Origin of the sequence: Acinetobacter sp. NIPH 298, assembly GCF_000369505.1 — a bacterium.
Classification (GTDB): Bacteria; Pseudomonadota; Gammaproteobacteria; order Pseudomonadales; family Moraxellaceae; genus Acinetobacter.
The window spans coordinates 390,845-407,732 of the sequence record NZ_KB850053.1 but is presented as its reverse complement, the minus strand read 5'-3'; the positions used below and the strand labels follow the sequence as shown (position 1 = coordinate 407,732).

The 16,888-nt window shown below is 42.8% G+C and carries 12 protein-coding genes and 1 riboswitch; of the genes, 10 read left to right on the top strand and 2 right to left on the bottom strand.

Annotated elements, in window-relative coordinates; translation table 11 throughout:
• Positions 1–11 precede the first annotated feature (11 nt).
• The 3 genes from ftsA to lpxC all read left to right on the top strand — a co-directional run bounded on the left by ftsA (position 12) and on the right by lpxC (position 3,989).
• Complete coding sequence (gene ftsA / locus F903_RS01805; RefSeq protein ID WP_004673441.1) at positions 12–1,274, top strand: cell division protein FtsA; 1,263 nt, start codon at positions 12–14, stop codon at positions 1,272–1,274.
• Positions 1,275–1,708: 434 nt separating this feature from the next.
• The gene (gene ftsZ, locus F903_RS01800) at positions 1,709–2,884 is read left to right on the top strand and encodes a cell division protein FtsZ (RefSeq protein WP_004673440.1); all 1,176 of its coding nucleotides are present in this window, start codon (positions 1,709–1,711) and stop codon (positions 2,882–2,884) included.
• Between the two features lie 202 nt (positions 2,885–3,086).
• Positions 3,087–3,989: a UDP-3-O-acyl-N-acetylglucosamine deacetylase gene (gene lpxC, locus F903_RS01795; RefSeq protein ID WP_004673438.1), complete on the top strand. Its 903-nt coding sequence runs from the start codon at positions 3,087–3,089 to the stop codon at positions 3,987–3,989.
• A 98-nt stretch (positions 3,990–4,087) separates the two neighbouring features.
• Here lpxC and F903_RS01790 read toward each other — a convergent pair whose 3' ends face one another.
• On the bottom strand, positions 4,088–4,528 hold the full coding sequence (locus tag F903_RS01790; protein ID WP_005194054.1) for a hypothetical protein: 441 nt from the start codon (positions 4,526–4,528) through the stop codon (positions 4,088–4,090).
• 106 nt (positions 4,529–4,634) lie between these two features.
• On the opposite strand from F903_RS01790, the gene F903_RS01785 reads away from it, so the two are divergent.
• From F903_RS01785 to F903_RS01765, 5 genes are all read left to right on the top strand, one after another.
• Positions 4,635–5,321, top strand: coding sequence for a M23 family metallopeptidase (locus tag F903_RS01785; protein WP_004673436.1), 687 nt, complete (start codon positions 4,635–4,637; stop codon positions 5,319–5,321).
• 206 nt (positions 5,322–5,527) lie between these two features.
• Complete coding sequence (gene aceE / locus F903_RS01780; protein ID WP_005194053.1) at positions 5,528–8,245, top strand: pyruvate dehydrogenase (acetyl-transferring), homodimeric type; 2,718 nt, start codon at positions 5,528–5,530, stop codon at positions 8,243–8,245.
• Between the two features lie 2 nt (positions 8,246–8,247).
• Positions 8,248–10,194 (top strand): 2-oxo acid dehydrogenase subunit E2, encoded by a 1,947-nt coding sequence (locus F903_RS01775; RefSeq protein WP_005194052.1) that lies wholly within the window; start codon positions 8,248–8,250, stop codon positions 10,192–10,194.
• A gap of 133 nt (positions 10,195–10,327) precedes the next feature.
• Complete coding sequence (locus F903_RS01770) at positions 10,328–10,609, top strand: hypothetical protein (RefSeq protein ID WP_005194051.1); 282 nt, start codon at positions 10,328–10,330, stop codon at positions 10,607–10,609.
• 40 nt (positions 10,610–10,649) lie between these two features.
• Positions 10,650–10,790: riboswitch (yybP-ykoY riboswitch) on the top strand.
• Between the two features lie 85 nt (positions 10,791–10,875).
• Complete coding sequence (locus tag F903_RS01765) at positions 10,876–11,451, top strand: TMEM165/GDT1 family protein (protein ID WP_005194050.1); 576 nt, start codon at positions 10,876–10,878, stop codon at positions 11,449–11,451.
• A 56-nt stretch (positions 11,452–11,507) separates the two neighbouring features.
• On the opposite strand, the gene F903_RS01760 is transcribed toward F903_RS01765, so the two are convergent.
• Positions 11,508–13,667, bottom strand: coding sequence for a TonB-dependent siderophore receptor (locus F903_RS01760; protein WP_005194049.1), 2,160 nt, complete (start codon positions 13,665–13,667; stop codon positions 11,508–11,510).
• A gap of 284 nt (positions 13,668–13,951) precedes the next feature.
• On the opposite strand from F903_RS01760, the gene guaB reads away from it, so the two are divergent.
• Together guaB and glmM are read left to right on the top strand one after the other, a co-directional pair.
• Positions 13,952–15,418: an IMP dehydrogenase gene (gene guaB / locus F903_RS01755; RefSeq protein ID WP_004673427.1), complete on the top strand. Its 1,467-nt coding sequence runs from the start codon at positions 13,952–13,954 to the stop codon at positions 15,416–15,418.
• Between the two features lie 126 nt (positions 15,419–15,544).
• Positions 15,545–16,882 (top strand): phosphoglucosamine mutase, encoded by a 1,338-nt coding sequence (gene glmM / locus F903_RS01750; RefSeq protein WP_005194048.1) that lies wholly within the window; start codon positions 15,545–15,547, stop codon positions 16,880–16,882.
• Positions 16,883–16,888 lie beyond the last annotated feature (6 nt).

Below are 16,888 nucleotides of genomic sequence, written 5' to 3'. Positions count from 1 at the left end.
GTATTCAAGTAATGAGTGAAACTGTTCCCTCAGTTGTTACGATTGATATTGGGACTCATAAGGTCACAGTTTTAATTGGTAAAATCCATGCGCCGGACAAGATCCAAGTCATTGGCATGGCATCTGCTCGTAACCGAGGTATGGTTAAGGGCAAGATTGTCAGTCTAGATAAGGTCATTGCGGCGATTAAAAATGCAGTATCTGAAGCTGAGGATATGGCGGAGTGCCGTATTCATAGTGCTTGGGTGTCTATTCCGAGTACTGAATTACAGAGTTTTTATGCTTCTGGTCGTACACCTGTGGCCAACCATGATCATATTATTACAACAAATGAAGTAGTCAGAGCGTTAGAGCTGGCGAAAGCCAGTCATGTTTCCCCAGATTATTATTTAGCAAGTGCAGTGCCCCTTGGTTTTGAGTTGGGTGATTCGGCGGAATGGGTGCAGAACCCCGTCAATATGTCTGCACACAGTATGACGGGACATTATCAATTGATGATGATGCCAATTAGTACCATGCAAAACCTTGATCGTGCGATGAAAGGTGCGAATATCGGGGTGGAAAAAATGGTGGTGTCTTGCTTAGCAACCGCGGAAGCAAGTCTGCTTAAAGATGAAAAAGAATATGGCGTGTGTTTGGTAGATATTGGTGCGGGTATTACCAATATTGCGGTATATCTAGATGGACGTCTAGCGCTAGCCCGTACTTTGCAGCGTGGTGGTGAAAATGTAACGCGTGATATTGCTGCTGTTCTACAGACCACCACGGATGAAGCTGAGCGGATCAAGATACTGCATGGTTGTGTGGATCTGAGTGTGGTGAAACCTGATCATATGATCCAAGTACAGGGGATTGATGGCACCCAAACCATTAGTCGTATTGAACTTGCAGAAATCATCATTGCACGTTATGAGGAAATCTTTGCGCTGATTCGTGATGAATTACAGCATAGTGGCGCGATTCATGGTTTGTATCATGGTGTGGTGTTAACGGGCGATGCTTGTCAAATCGAAGGTATGGTGAATTTGGCACGACGGATGCTTGGTGTCTCTGCACATTTGGGCAATCCACCGTTACAGGTCTATGCTGATGATCAGCATTTGCCAGCCTTGCGTCGTTCGATGTATGCCACTGCTTCAGGTTTGTTGATGTTTAGCCAAAGTGATTTGCAAGATGTGGTTGAAGAACCAGAGGAAGCCGCGGATCGTAGTTTTGTGGATCGGGTTGCCAATGGTTGGAATGCATTGAATAGCAAATTAAAGGCTATATTCTAGGGTTTGTTGAGATTTCACAGATGCTTGCGACAGTGGACATTTTTTAGCTGATACAAGGCATGTTTTGCAAAATTTAGTCATTCTAAATAAGCAGAACATAACGTAGTCGCGGCAAAAAATGTCCCTGTCCCGAAGGGTTATGACTAAAACTTCCGCAAACTTCGTTATGAAACTTGGCAAGGGGTTCGCCATTGTCTTCGTTTCATGCCTCATTTGCGTGGTTTTAGTCAATAACGCAAGCTATGGTTGAAATCTCAACAAACCCTCAGTTGTAGTTATTTTTAGGAAAATTTGTTAGGAAGTTGTAATACTAAGTCACTCTACTTGACAAGTTGATGATTATTGCACAGCATCCTAAACATCAGTAGTTTTAAAAATCAGGGCAGTAACGGGCTGAAGTAACTGCCATTAATATATTAGGAAATCTAAAGGTCATGGCCTCATTTGAATTTATAGAAGATGAACTAGACGATGGCAACGGTCAAGCCCGTTTCACAGTGTTTGGTGTTGGTGGTGGTGGTGGTAATGCTGTTCAGCACATGGCGCAGTCTGATATTCAAGGTGTAAAATTTGTCTGTGCCAATACAGATAAGCAAGCACTTGACTCTATGAATGCACCATTCAAGATTCAATTGGGTGAGCAAAGCACGCGTGGCCTAGGCGCTGGCGCAAACCCAGAAGTGGGTCAGATTGCCGCAGAAGAAAGTCGTGAAGTAATTCGCCAACACCTTGAAGGCACTGACATGGTCTTTGTCACTGCGGGCATGGGTGGCGGTACAGGTACTGGCGCAGCGCCAGTGGTTGCTGAAGTTGCCAAAGAAATGGGGATTTTGACCGTTGGTGTTGTCACGACTCCATTCAACTTTGAAGGACGTCGTCGTCAAAAATCTGCGGAAAAAGGCATTGATGCTTTAGAAGCACATGTTGATTCTTTGATTATTATTCCGAACCAGCGCTTACTCAGTGTTTATGGCGATATTTCAATGAAAGATGCCTATAAAAAGGCAGATGATGTATTGCTAAATGCGGTTCGTAGTATCTTTGATCTGGTGGTCAATCGTGGTCACATTAACCTTGACTTTGCCGATTTAAAAACAGCGATGAGTACACGTGGTTATGCCATGATGGGTGCTGGTTTAGGCCGTGGTGAAGATCGTGCACGTCAAGCTGCTGAGCAAGCGATTCGCAGCCCGTTGCTTGATAATGTAAATATTATCAATGCCAAAGGCGTGTTGATCAATATCACAGGTGGCGATGATATTACCCTTCGCGAAACAGAAATTATTACCGATATCGTCAATCAAATCGTTGATTTGGATGATGGTGAGATTTTCTACGGTACGGTATTTGATCCAGATGCCCGTGATGAGCTTCGTGTCACCGTTATTGCAACGGGTTTAACACGCAATTCAGCCGAAGTTGATCATAAAAAACGTACGACTGCTACACATGCTTCCGCTCAAGCAACCCAAGCTGTTGATGAAGATGATGTTCCTGCGATCAATAAGCGTGCCAATGCAGAGGCTTCAGCCAATGCAGCGCCAAGTTCATCACCGTTGTCATCACCGATGAGTATTCAAGACTATTTGAAAAATCAACAACGTAAATAGTCGAATAAAAAGATGATTAAAAAGGGGTATTGATTACCCCTTTTTTTATTTTTTAGAATAAATGGGTCATCATGTCGCTATTGCTTACGTTTTATTTCAGCTCTGATGAGATTTTCTTTGACAAGGCAATCCATTTATGAAGTGCCAAAAGACCCTAAATATGCTAACTTATAGCGGTTTTTGCAAATAAAGTTGGCATGGCATGTTGAAACAACGGACTCTCAAACGTGTGGTGAAAGCGAGCGGTATTGGTCTGCACAGTGGTCAAAAGGTGCTGATTAATTTTGTTCCACACCATATTGATGGAGGTATTGTCTTTCGCCGTATCGACTTAAATCCGCCAGTTGATATTCCAGCCGATGCTTTGCTGATCCAAGAAGCCTTTATGTGTTCCAATCTGGTCCGTGAAGACATTAAGGTGGGCACCATCGAACATGTTATGAGTGCCATTGCTGGTCTTGGGATTGATAATTTAATTGTTGAGGTATCCGCTTCTGAAGTTCCGATTATGGATGGAAGTGCAGGGCCATTTATTTATTTACTCATACAAGGTGAACTTGCTGAGCAAGATGCGCCGAAAAAATTTATTCGAATTTTAAAACCTGTTGAAGCATTAATAGAAGATAAACGCGCGATTTTTACGCCGCATTCAGGCTTTCAGTTGAACTTTACCATTGATTTTGATCATCCTGCCTTTGCTAAAGAATACCAGTCAGCCACCATTGATTTTTCCACAGAAGTCTTTGTCTATGAAGTGAGTGAAGCCCGCACTTTTGGCTTTATGAAAGATTTAGATTACTTAAAAGCCAATAATCTGGCCTTGGGCGCGAGCTTAGACAATGCGATTGGGGTGGATGATACAGGTGTGGTCAATGAAGAGGGATTGCGCTTTGCGGATGAATTTGTCCGGCATAAGATTTTGGATGCAGTCGGGGATTTATATCTCCTTGGGCATCAGGTCATTGCGAAGTTTGATGGCTATAAATCAGGTCATGCACTCAATAATCAGCTCTTACGCAATGTTCAAAATGATCCAAGCAGCTATGAAATTGTAACATTTGATGACGAGAAGAATTGTCCAATTCCGTATGTAAGTGTGACATAAGTCATTGTCTTTCAATGCCTATGTTATAATGTAACATACCGAAATGGGAAGCACATCACGGAAAATAACAGCAGATTCCGTCACTTAAATTGAGTGGTTTACTTTTTATTGCTTGCCAAACGTAGTAAAGCTTGGCTAAGCTTAGGGTCGCTCACATATTCAGCGGCGCTACGCAATAGCTCTTGAGTCTCTGATGTAAGTACTTTTGATGAGGGGGATGGTTGTTGAGGTGCAATAACTTTGTGTCTTAAACGAACTTGAATTTTTCGTAAATCATGAAGTCCTTGGAGTTGAGCTAACTGCGCAACATAGTGGCTTTGCAAATAACTGAGTTGACTAATCATTGCTTGATTTTCACCGGTTATGATCAGAACACCATGTTGATAACAAACAACTTGCCATTGCTCTGGTTGGGGCAGTAAAGGTTGAATAATTTTCGTAAGTTGTGTCCATTGTGTGACTTGCGTCGTTAGAAACGTTAAGTTTCCAGTTTTTGTACGTTGTCCTTTCTGTTGAAAAACGTTGCTAGGTTCAGACATGTCAACTTCCTTCGAGGAGATATGCCCATCTTAAGCGTTTATTTTGGCTGTTATCAAGGAAGAGATGATAAAGGGACTTTTTAAGGACGGTTTCAAGAGGTTTTTTATGCATCATACGCGTCGTATTTTACTGGCATTTTCATTGGCGGCTTCAGCTGCTTCAGTTGCTTTTGCAGACTATCAAAATATCAATCAAGCAAATGCTGCTGATCGTTTAGAGCAGTTATCAAATACCTTAGCTCAAGGTTCTTATACCCACCCTGATGATATTGATTTACCTGCTGTATCCAATGTATCGGTTAAATTACGCGAAAAAACCATTGAATTGAATAATGCAAGCATTGAGAAAAAATATGGTCGCCAAGACAGCGGATCATCTTTCTCAGCGGGTACAGGTCATTCTTGGTTGGTGAGTCATCCACTACAAGAAGGCCGAGTAAGTTCTACTTGGGGCAATCGCACCTTATTGGGTTCGACCCGTCATCATTCAGGTGTTGATATTGCGGCACCATCAGGTACACCTATCTATGCAACTGGTCCTGGTGTTGTGACCAAAGCAGGTTGGGGTACAGGTTACGGTCAATATGTTGAAATTGACCATGGCAGCGGTTATGTCACACGTTATGCACATGCATCACGCTTAATGGTGAGTGCAGGTGATCGTGTTGGCGCTGGTGAGCATATTGCCAATGTCGGATGTACAGGCCGTTGTACTGGACCTCATTTACATTTTGAAGTTGTGAAAGATGGTCAACGCAGAAACCCTTCAACTTACCTTGCAATGTTGCCTTAATGTAATTTATTAACAGTTGTATATAAATATTTAAAGAAAATCGCCTTTATTGGCGATTTTTTATGTTTTATGTTTGATTTGGGTCAATGACTATTTAGGAAAAAAATATTAAGTGCTTTTGTATTCATTTAGGGCAATACCTTTATGAAGCCAAAACATGATAAATATAGCAACAACAATATAACTTAAGGGAAAAGGTGAATTATATGGCGTTTTATGGCGACTCTGACGCGCAGGAAACCCAAGAATGGCAAGATGCTTTTGATTCAGTATTACAGCACATGGGCACGGAGCGCGCTGCTTTCTTACTGGAAAAGCTTTATCAACGGGCGATTGCGAAACACGTTCCAATTCAACGCTTAAATACACCTTATCTCAATACGATTTCAGTTGAAGAACAACCTGCGATGCCCGGCGACCAAGATATGGAACGCCGTATTCGTGCATTGATTCGTTGGAATGCCTTAGCAATGGTACTTCGTGCGAATAAAACAGGTGATGATCTAGGTGGACACTTGGCGAGCTTCGCATCAAGTGCAACATTATATGACGTAGGTTTTAACCATTTCTTCCGCGCAAACAGCAATAACTTTGGCGGAGATATGATTTATTACCAAGGACACTGTGCTCCTGGTATTTATGCACGTTCATTCCTTGAAGGACGTTTAACTGAAGAGCAGTTAAGTAATTTCCGCCGTGAAGTTGGCGGTAACGGTTTACCAAGCTATCCACATCCGTATTTAATGCCGGACTATTGGCAATTCCCAACTGTATCAATGGGTCTTGGTCCAATCATGTCGATCTACCAAGCACACATTCAAAAATATTTGATGAATCGTGGTTTGATTAAAGAAGAAGATCGTAAAGTCTGGGCATATCTTGGTGATGGCGAGATGGATGAGCCAGAAAGTACGGGTGCAATTTCACTTGCTGGTCGTGAAAAGCTTGATAACCTAATTTGGGTCGTGAACTGTAACTTACAGCGCCTCGATGGTCCTGTACGTGGTAACGGTAAAATTATTCAAGAATTAGAATCTTTATTCCGTGGTGCGGGCTGGCGTGTCATTAAAGTGGTGTGGGGCCGTCATTGGGATCCTCTACTTGCTCAAGATAATTCAGGCGCTTTAAAAGCAGTAATGGAAGAAACAGTTGATGGTGAGTACCAGCGCTATCAAGTGAAAGGTGGTGCATATACACGTGAGAAATTCTTTGGCAAGTACCCAGAAGCTGCGGAACTTGTAAAAGATTTAAGCGATGAAGACATCGATAATCTTAACCGTGGTGGTCATGACCCGTACAAAGTTTTTGCTGCCTATGCAGAAGCAATGAAAGCCAAAGGTCAACCAACCGTTATTCTTGCGAAAACTGTCAAAGGTTACGGTTTGTCTGAGGAAATTGAAGCGGTGAACAAAACTCACCAAATCAAAAAAATGCAGGTCGACTCTTTGAAATATGTACGTGACCGTTTTAACCTGCCATTTACAGATGATAAGTTAGAAGAGCTTCCATTCTACCGCCCAAGTGAAAACTCTCCAGAAATGAAGTATATGAAGGCGCGTCGTGAAGCATTAGGTGGTTACCTACCTGCACGTCGTAAAGAGAGTGAAATTTTAGCGATTCCTGAATTATCTGTATTTGATGCAGTATTAAGCGGTTCAGGTGGTAAAGAACAATCGACCACGATGTTGATGGTTCGTTTAATTTCTGCCTTACTGAAAGAAAAAGCAATTAAAGACCGCGTAGTACCAATCGTTCCAGATGAAGCACGTACTTTTGGTTTAGAAGGTATGTTCCGTCAGCTCGGTATTTATGCTGCTCACGGTCAAAAATATACCCCAGAAGACCAAGAACAGCTCATGCATTACCGTGAAGCAAGTGATGGTCATATGCTTCAAGAAGGAATTAACGAAGCGGGTGCGATGAGTGCATGGGCGGCGTTAGGTACCAGTTATTCAACCAATAACTTGCCGATGATTCCAATGTACATGTACTACTCAATGTTTGGTTTCCAACGTATTGGTGACATTGCGTGGGCGGCAGGTGATGCACAGGCACAAGGTTTCTTACTTGGTGCTACTGCTGGCCGTACTACACTGAACGGAGAAGGTTTACAGCACCAAGATGGTCATTCACATATCTTGGCGAACACAATTCCAAACTGTGTATCTTATGATCCATGTTTTGGTTATGAGTTAGCTGTAATCGTTCATGACGGTTTACAACGTATGTATGTGAACCAAGAGCGTGTGTTCTATTACCTAACTGTAATGAACGAAAACTACGAGCATCCTGCAATGCCAGAAGGCGCAGAGGAAGGCATTAAACGTGGTATGTACTTGTTCGAAAAAGATGAAAAAGCAACTGTCCAATTACTTGGTTCAGGTGTCATTCTTCGTGAAGTGATTAAAGCTGCGAAAATCTTACGTGATGAATACCAAATCCATTCAAACGTTTGGAGTGTAACAAGCTTCAATGAGTTGTCACGTGATGGCATGGCATGTGAAGAATACAACCGCTTACACCCGCTTGCTGAAGAAGTGAAAGAATCTTGGGTGTCTAAACAATTACGTGGTACAGAAGGTATCGTCGTTTCTGCTACAGACCATATGCGTGCGTACAGCGAACAAATTCGTGCATATCTTCCTGATGGTCGTCCATTTGTTGCATTAGGTACAGATGGTTATGGCCGTTCAGATACACGTGCGAACTTACGTAGTTTCTTTGGTGTTGATGCTGCGCATATCGTTGTTGCGACTTTGAAAAAATTAGCTGACGAAGGTGAAGTCGATGCCCGTTTAGTTAAAGATGCAATTTCTAACTTTGAGTTAGATACTGATCGTCCAGTGGCTTGGGCTCCACAAGCGCATCCAGAAGTTCAGGCAGTTGCTGAATACCATGAAGCGCAAACAGGTGAGGGGAAATAATCATGCAAATCCAAGCACCTGATATTGGCGTAGATAAGGCTCTTGTTGCAGAAATCTTGGTAAAAGTGGGTGATCACGTTGCAGTTGAGGATAGCCTTTTGGTTCTAGAATCAGACAAAGCAACGGTTGAAGTGCCAAGTACAGCCGCAGGGGTCGTCAAAAGCATTTTGGTAAAACAAGGTGACGAAGTCACAGAAGGCGTAGCTCTGATTGAACTTGAAGAGCAAGCTCAAGCGCCAGAAGCGACCACGACCGAAGCACCTAAAGCTGAAAGTCAGAAAGCGGAAGTAAAAGCTGAGAAAACTGAAGACCAACCAGCGCCAGTGGCGGCTAAAACTGCGACTGCGACGCAAGTGGTTGATGTGAAAGTGCCTGACATTGGTGTTGAAAAAGCATTGGTTGCAGAAATTTTGGTCAAAGTTGGTGATCAGATTGAAACTGAGCAAAGCATCGTGGTGGTTGAGTCAGACAAAGCCACAGTAGAAGTGCCAAGCTCGGTCGCTGGTGTGGTTGAGTCGATTCAGATTAAAGAAGGCGACAGTGTTAAAGAGGGTGTTGTATTGATTCAAGTCAAAACAACAACCACTGAAACTGCGTCAGCACCGCAAGCTGAACCTGCTGAAGCCGAAGCACCTGCCTCAACCAGTACCACAACAGGTGAAGTTGAAATCACAGTGCCTGATCTTGGTGTGGATAAGGCAGTTGTTTCTGAAATTTTGGTCAATGTCGGTGATCGTGTAGAAGCACAACAAAGTTTATGCGTGGTCGAGTCAGATAAAGCCTCAGTGGAAGTCCCAAGTTCATCAGCAGGCATCGTAAAAGCCATTCATGTGTCATTGAATCAAGATGTGCGCCAAGGGATGCCGTTGGCAAGTATTGAAGTGAGTGGCGAGGCTGTTCCAGCCACTGCCAAAGCACCGAAAGCGTCTCCAGCTGAAGAAGTACGTAGTCCAGCGACTAAACCACAACCCGTGGCGGCTCAAACGCAGTCAGCGCCAGCGCAACCAGAAAAGCTGAGCAAGCAACAAGAGGCCGACAACGCCAAAGTGTATGCTGGCCCAGCGGTGCGTAAGTTGGCACGTGAATTGGGTGTGGTACTTGGGCAAGTCAAAGCTTCGGGTGAACATGGTCGAGTAATGAAAGACGATGTTTTTGCATATGTAAAAACTCGATTGACCACAGCGCCAGTAAGTCCAACAACTCAAGCTGCACCAGCGGCTTCTGGTTTACCTGCTTTACCAGACTTTAGTGCCTTTGGTGGTGGTGAAGTAAAAGCGATGACGCGCTTGCAGCAAGTCTCTGTGCCGCAGTTGTCATTGAATAACTTTATTCCCCAAGTCACACAGTTCGACTTGGCGGATATTACTGAGTTAGAAGCGTGGCGTGGTGAACTCAAAGATGGTTTCAAAAAGCAGGGGCTTAGCTTAACTATCTTGGCATTCATTGCCAAAGCGGTTGCACACTTGCTGAAAGAAGAGCCTTATTTTGCTGGACACTTGGCGGATGATCAAAAATCAGTACTATTACGTAATGAAATTCATATGGGCATTGCAGTTGCAACGCCAGATGGATTAACCGTTCCTGTATTGCGCAATCCTGACCAGAAGTCGATTAAGCAAATTGCCACTGAATTGGCTGAGCTGAGCCAAAAAGCGCGTGATCGTAAGTTGTCACCGAAAGATTTACAAGGTGCGAACTTTACTATTACCAGCTTAGGTTCAATTGGCGGTACGGCATTTACACCACTGGTCAACTGGCCTCAAGTTGCAATTTTGGGTATTTCACCTGCAACCATGCAGCCAGTCTGGAATGGCAAAGAATTTGATCCGCGCCTAATGTTGCCACTATCGTTATCTTATGATCATCGTGTGATCAATGGTGCGGATGCGGCACGTTTTAGTAATAAGCTCACCAAGTTGTTAAAAGATATTCGCAGTTTATTGCTGTAAATATTTTGAATGTAGAGAGCCTCGCTTATGCGGGGTTTTCTTTTTGGGAAATTTAAAATATCAGACTTTATTTCAGCGCTGTTTTATTTAGAATAAATCATCAGGATTCAATACGCTTAAACAGGAAGTAGAGATGCTCGCGATTTATAAAGTGATGTTACCGCTCGTGTTGATTGCTTTTGTGCTGATGGGGTTGTGGGTGAGTTACTTACACTTTCCATGGGAATGGATTCTTTATGCGGTAATGGGTTTGGAGGTGTTACTTGCGACCGTGGCGATGACAATGGAATATCAAGCGCAGCATGCTGGTAGCACCAGCGGTTGGGAAAGTATGGGTATTATTGGCGGCAATGTCGTTTTTGCATGCCTATTGGGGCTTTTTAGATGTGTACTGTGGTGGTATCAAAAAATCTAAATTTAGAGATTTTAAATAGGATATGGATTTGTTAGAATAAAACCACTTCATTGGGGAGTAGCCGCTCTTTACGCAAAGTAAAGAGGTGATGATCAACATAATTGTTCAACAGAACATGGTCATCATAGCAAAGAACCAAAAACAGCTTTTTAGCTGTGCTTTTGTTGGCAAGACCTTTGATTTATCACTCTGCAATCAATCTATTTGATTTTGGCTAGCAGGAGGGATAGGTCATCGGTATATTTTGCTAGCCAGAGCATTCAACAATGTATGAATTTCTCATCTCGACTTCTATCGTTGCCCTTGCAGAAATGGGCGATAAAACTCAACTTCTGGCTTTATTGCTTGCCGCACGTTTTCGTAAACCGATTCCGATTCTGATTGCCATATTATTGGCGACATTGATTAATCATGGTTTATCGGCTGTCCTTGGGCAATGGATTACCACCGTACTGAGTCCTGAGATCTTATTGTGGATCCTTGCACTGGGTTTCATTGGGATGGCAATTTGGATGTTGATTCCAGATGAGTTGGGTGATGAAACTGAAAATATCAATAAATGGCAAAAATTTGGTGTGTTTGGTGCAACATTTATCTTATTTTTCTTGGCAGAAATCGGCGATAAAACCCAAATTGCAACGGTCGCATTGGCAGCCCGTTTTGACAGTATTTTTTGGGTCACGCTCGGCACAACCTTAGGCATGATGATTGCCAATGCACCTGCGGTATTTATTGGTAATAAATTGGCTGAGCGGTTGCCGATTGCTTTGATCCATAAGATTGGCGCAGCAATTTTCTTAATTATCGGTTTATCGGCTTTGGTGCAGCATTATTTCTTTTAAAGTTGTGATCCTGATAACGCACGCTGCTCTAGCGTGCGTTTTTTATAATCAAAAGATCAATATTTAAACTTCACCGTAAAGTTAATCTGACGTGGATTGCCTAAAGTAATTAGATTCTCATTCAGCGCACCAGCATAATAATCTTTGTCAAACATATTGCGGATCGCCAATTGTGCACCCCAGTGTTCGGCATCATAACCTGCTTCTGTATCAAATAATGTGTAGCTTGGGATGTCGACAGCTAACCCATTGATGCTTTTCTTCGTTTCACCTCGAAAGCCAGCCCCCACATACCAGCCTATATTGGAATTCTGTTCAAAACGATAACGGGAAGAAAGGCTGTAGCTGTGTTTGGGAATATTATCGATTCGCAATCCTATATTATCGGCTACGGTATCTTTGCTGGTTTCAGCGTCAGGCGTGTAGGTATAAGCTGCTGTGATTTTGAGTTGATCAAAGAGCTGAGCGGCGATTTCAGTTTCGACCCCACGTGTCATTTGTTCGCCACGTTGTACCTTAAAGCCTGAGTTGATTGGATCGCTGACAGAAACATTTTGGCGGCGTAGGTCAAACCAAGCAATGCTACCTTGAATCCGCTGATCTGGACTTTGTAGTTTTAAGCCAACTTCAATTTGTTTGCCCTTTTCAGGCCTAAAAGTATTGTCATAAAAATCAGTTCCTGTTGTCGGCAAGAAGGATGTTGCATAACTGACATAGGGCGCAACCAGATCGTTAATGCTATACAGGAGGGAGACATTGCCAGTAAATGCATTATCAGATTGTGATGTCTCAGTATTTTTGACTAAATTGGTGCTGCTGGTTTCTGCCCAATCGTGACGTCCTGCAAGATTTAAAACCAGTTGTTCATTCAGTTGAATCCGATCACGTATATATAAGCCCGTGTATCTGAGGCGATTGATATCATGATTGGTTGGCGTTTCAGGGCAATCCACAGTGGTGTTATATTGTGGCGTATATAAATTCAAATTACCGACTGTACAGCGATTATTGATGTAATCACTTTTTTCTTGCATGGCATCGACACCAACCATCAATTCATGTGCCATATTGGCAAGCTTAAATGTTTTCTGTAGCTGATTGTCGATTGCAAAGTTTAGATTATCCACATCTTGATAGCGTCCCTGACGCTGAATGGTGGTGTAATCAATTTTTCCATCTTTATCTTTCGCCCAAAAGTTTTTACCTGTTGCTGCAAACACTGCTGGACCAAGCATTTCAGTTTTTTGTATTGCAAAGTTTTGCTTGAACTGCCATTCGTTCTCAAACTTATGAGCGAAATTATAACCTACACGGTAAACATCCGCATCGTATCCACCATGTGCAGGTTCACTGATAAACAATTTACTGTTCAATGAGCCATTCGGGTTCGACAATAATGTTCCCATAACAGGCAAGCCTTGTTGGCGCATATATTCACGATGTTGATAACTGGCAATCACCGATAAATCCGTATTTTCACCTAAATCAAAATTATAGGAAGGTGAAATATAATAATTTTTAAAATAGACAAAATCAGTTGGATCGTTTTGATCCGCAACTCGGGCATTGATACGAAAAGCACCTTTATCGCTATTATTCGGGCTGTAGTTGAGATCAAATGTGCCTTGTTTGAGTTGATTTGAGCCATAGGTCAATGTACTGCGATAGAAACTTTCTGCTTGGGGGCGCTTGGTCACCATATTGACCATGCCACCCGGTTGTACCAAACCAAAATTGACCGATGCAGGGCCTTTTAAAACTTGGACTTGATCCATGCCTGAAATTTCGGTGGCAACGAAAGTGCTTTGTCCTTGGCGTAATCCATCAATAAATACCTGATCTGATGAGTTTTGTCCGCGAATAATAAAATCATCCCAGCCACGTCGTCCAAGTTGTCCTGATACCACACCCGCAACACCATTGATGGCTTCGGCTAGCGTAGAGGCTTGTTTCTGTTCTAATTGTTCTTGGGTAATCACACTGACAGATTGAGCTGTTTTAAATAAAGGATCATTTGACTTTAAAACGAAGCTGGCTTTTTTGGCAACGTAGCTAAAAGTAAGCTCTTGTTGTGCCTGAATTTCGATTGTGGGCAGGATATTGGTTGATTCGCTACTTTGGGGCGTCGCAGTTGCTGCATGCGTTGTGGTCATCGCTGTAAAAACAGCAAGCGCTAAGAGGGTGGGTGAAGATGGGAGTCGTTGCGATGGTCGCATAAGTGAGTCAGCCTAGACAAGCAGAAGTTGAATTTGATAATGAGAATTATTTTATTTAAAAAAGTATTTTTTTTAAATGTCCAAAACATTTATTTTTAAATTGAGTGAGCAGGCAATTTGTCTCTAAAAATGATCGGAAATGTGTGGTGGTGATCGGGGTGGCGTGCTGAATTGTGGGCGAAATAGCAAAGATTTAATGGTGTAAAAATTATTTCATCATAGAAAATGAAAAATACAGCGAAATTTGTTTATAATAGCTCACGGAAATTACCAGTGAGATTGTTATGCTGACCATCGTTCAAGAAGCGTTAACCTTCGATGATGTCTTATTACTTCCTGCCTACTCAACTGTTCTCCCAAAAGATGTCTCTCTAAAGACACGTTTAACTCGCGGAATTCAACTTAATATCCCTCTCGTTTCGGCTGCAATGGATACAGTGACTGAGTCACGTATGGCGATTGCGATGGCGCAAAATGGTGGTATTGGTATTTTGCATAAAAACATGGATATTGCAGCGCAAGCCGCTGAAGTACGCCGTGTGAAAAAATTTGAAGCGGGGATGGTGAAAGATCCAATCACCGTTACGCCTGAAACCACTGTTCGTGAATTGATTGCGATTACGCAAGCCAATAACATTAGTGGCGTGCCAGTAGTGAAAGATGGCAAAGTGGTTGGGATCGTGACAGGGCGTGATACACGTTTTGAAACCAATCTTGAGCAACCTGTAAGCAACATCATGACAGGTCAAGACCGCTTAGTAACGGTTCTTGAAAGCGAATCGAAAGAAAATATTCAAGCACTTCTTCAAAAACACCGTATTGAAAAAGTATTGGTGGTTGATGAAAACAATGCACTGAAAGGTTTAATCACGGTTACTGACTTCCGTAAAGCTGAGCTTTATCCAAATAGCTGTAAAGACGAACTCGGTCGTTTACGCGTGGGTGCTGCGGTTGGTACAGGTGCAGAAACACCTGCACGTGTAGAAGCGTTGGTCGAAGCTGGTGTGGATGTGATTGTTGTAGATACGGCACATGGCCACTCTGCTGGTGTGATTGAACGTGTGCGTTGGGTTAAACAAAACTTCCCACAAGTTCAAGTGATTGGCGGCAATATTGCCACTGGTGATGCAGCATTGGCATTACTCGATGCGGGTGCAGATGCTGTGAAAGTCGGTATTGGTCCAGGTTCAATTTGTACTACTCGTATCGTTGCAGGGATTGGCGTTCCTCAAATGTCTGCGATTGATAATGTCGCCAGTGCTTTGAAAGGTCAGATTCCTTTGATTGCTGATGGTGGTATTCGTTACTCAGGCGATATGGCGAAAGCGATTGCTGCGGGTGCAAGCACGATCATGGTAGGTTCACTCATGGCGGGTACTGAAGAAGCGCCGGGTGAGGTTGAATTTTTCCAAGGACGCTACTATAAAGCCTATCGTGGTATGGGTTCATTAGGCGCGATGTCTGGTGCTTCAGGTTCGTCTGACCGTTATTTCCAAGATGCCAAAGCAGGTGTAGAAAAGCTTGTTCCTGAAGGTATTGAAGGTCGTGTACCTTATAAAGGTCCAATGAGTGCGATTGTGCATCAAATGATGGGTGGTTTACGTTCATCTATGGGCTATACAGGTTCAGCGGATATCGAAGCAATGGCGCAAAACGCGAAGTTTGTGAAGATTACCTCTGCGGGTATGCAAGAATCACATGTGCATGACGTGACGATTACCAAAGAAGCACCTAACTATCGTATTGGTTGATTTTTGGTAACTGTTTAGATTGAAAAACCGTCAGTTCACTGACGGTTTTTTTGTTTTGGTGTAAAGTGAATAACATGAAAAAGATATGGTTACAATCCATATAAAAGATAAGAAAGTGAGTAAATAATGAGTTATTTTGGTACTGATGGAATTCGTGGCAAATTTGGACAAATGCCAATTACTCCTGAGTTTGCATTGAAATTAGGTTTTGCGGCTGGAAAAGTATTAAAACGCACCAGTCCGAAAAATAAGCCAATTGTTGTTTTGGGCAAAGATACACGCTTATCAGGTTATATTTTAGAAGCGGCACTGCAAGCAGGTCTCAATGCAGCAGGCGTTTATGTACATTTATTGGGCCCATTACCAACCCCAGCCATTGCCCATTTAACCCGTGCACTACATGCTCATGCTGGGATTGTGATTTCAGCATCACATAATCCTTATTATGATAATGGCATTAAATTTTTCTCAAGTGAAGGCAAAAAGCTTCCCGATGCATTGCAAGAGCAAATTAACCAAGAATTAGAAAATGATCTTGAGATCGAAGACAATGCCAGTTTAGGTAAAAGTGTTCGGGTGAAAGATGCCAATGGACGCTATATCGAATTTTGTAAGTCGACTTTCCCGTACCATTTTGATTTGCGTAATGTAAAAATTGTGGTGGATTGTGCCAATGGTGCAGCTTATAGCGTAGGACCTTCAGTGTTCCGTGAGTTGGGCGCTAAAGTGATCCCGATGTATAACGAACCAGATGGTCTAAATATCAATGAAAATTGTGGTTCTACTCATCCTGAACATTTACAGAAAGCAGTTGTGGAACATAACGCTGATCTAGGTATTGCTTTTGATGGTGATGCCGACCGTGTGGTGATGGTGGATAAAAATGGTCAACTGATTGACGGTGATCATATTCTATATATCCTTGCGACACAGGCGAAAAATAAGCCTACAGGGGTGGTTGGAACAGTAATGAGCAACATGGCACTTGAGTTGGCATTGCAAAAAGCCAATGTCGGTTTTGTCCGTGCGAGTGTAGGTGATCGTTATGTTTTACAAGCGCTTGAAGAAAATGACTGGGTGATTGGCGGTGAGCCATCAGGTCATATTCTGACACTGGATAAGAGCACTACTGGTGATGCAATTATTGCAGCATTGCAAGTGTTAACGGTGATGGTCGAACAAGGTAAAGCTTTGCATGAGTTGGTTGAAGGCTTTGATTTATTCCCACAAGTACTGGTCAATGTACGTTTACAGCAGATGATTGATCCATATTCGATTCCCGCTTTGGTTGCCGAGTTTGAAAAAGCTGAGCAACAATTGAAAGGACGTGGGCGACTTTTGATACGTAAATCAGGGACTGAGCCTGTGATTCGGGTGATGGTTGAGGGTGATCAACAACAAGAAGTTGAAACTTTAGCGCATCAATTGGCTGATGCAGTACGAGCCCAAGCCCAAGTTGCATAGTGGAGA

What these genes read in the sequence shown, in the direction of transcription:
- lpxC (WP_004673438.1), top strand. Translation starts at nt 3,087, where the DNA reads ATGTTGAAACAACGGACTCTCAAACGTGTGGTGAAAGCGAGCGGTATT.
- F903_RS01760 (WP_005194049.1), bottom strand. Translation starts at nt 13,667, where the DNA reads ATGCGACCATCGCAACGACTCCCATCTTCACCCACCCTCTTAGCGCTT.
- F903_RS01765 (WP_005194050.1), top strand. Translation starts at nt 10,876, where the DNA reads ATGTATGAATTTCTCATCTCGACTTCTATCGTTGCCCTTGCAGAAATG.
- F903_RS01790 (WP_005194054.1), bottom strand. Translation starts at nt 4,528, where the DNA reads ATGTCTGAACCTAGCAACGTTTTTCAACAGAAAGGACAACGTACAAAA.
- F903_RS01785 (WP_004673436.1), top strand. Translation starts at nt 4,635, where the DNA reads ATGCATCATACGCGTCGTATTTTACTGGCATTTTCATTGGCGGCTTCA.
- glmM (WP_005194048.1), top strand. Translation starts at nt 15,545, where the DNA reads ATGAGTTATTTTGGTACTGATGGAATTCGTGGCAAATTTGGACAAATG.
- aceE (WP_005194053.1), top strand. Translation starts at nt 5,528, where the DNA reads ATGGCGTTTTATGGCGACTCTGACGCGCAGGAAACCCAAGAATGGCAA.
- F903_RS01770 (WP_005194051.1), top strand. Translation starts at nt 10,328, where the DNA reads ATGCTCGCGATTTATAAAGTGATGTTACCGCTCGTGTTGATTGCTTTT.
- guaB (WP_004673427.1), top strand. Translation starts at nt 13,952, where the DNA reads ATGCTGACCATCGTTCAAGAAGCGTTAACCTTCGATGATGTCTTATTA.
- F903_RS01775 (WP_005194052.1), top strand. Translation starts at nt 8,248, where the DNA reads ATGCAAATCCAAGCACCTGATATTGGCGTAGATAAGGCTCTTGTTGCA.
- ftsA (WP_004673441.1), top strand. Translation starts at nt 12, where the DNA reads ATGAGTGAAACTGTTCCCTCAGTTGTTACGATTGATATTGGGACTCAT.
- ftsZ (WP_004673440.1), top strand. Translation starts at nt 1,709, where the DNA reads ATGGCCTCATTTGAATTTATAGAAGATGAACTAGACGATGGCAACGGT.